The following is a 238-nucleotide window of genomic DNA, read 5'->3' on the forward strand; positions in this document are numbered from 1 at the left end:
GGACTCGACCTTGTTCTCCCCGTGGATGCCCACGACCTCGCTGTTCCAGGCGAACTCGATCTTGGGATCGGCCTTGGCCCGGTCCGCCATGATCTTCGAGGCACGCAGCTCACCGCGGCGGTGGACCATGGTCACCTTCGACGCGAAACGCGTCAGGAACGTGGCCTCCTCGACCGCGGAGTCCCCACCACCGACGACCACGACGTGCTGGTCACGGAAGAAGAACCCGTCGCACGTC

1 protein-coding gene is annotated in these 238 nt (G+C 65.5%); it reads right to left on the reverse strand.

The annotated features are described in order from the left end of the window. A partial coding sequence (locus IE95_RS0118435; protein WP_030153766.1) for an NAD(P)/FAD-dependent oxidoreductase occupies window positions 1-238 on the reverse strand: 238 nt, incomplete at both ends.

It is taken from the genome of Oerskovia turbata (genome assembly GCF_000718325.1).
Classification (GTDB): domain Bacteria; phylum Actinomycetota; class Actinomycetes; order Actinomycetales; family Cellulomonadaceae; genus Oerskovia; species Oerskovia turbata.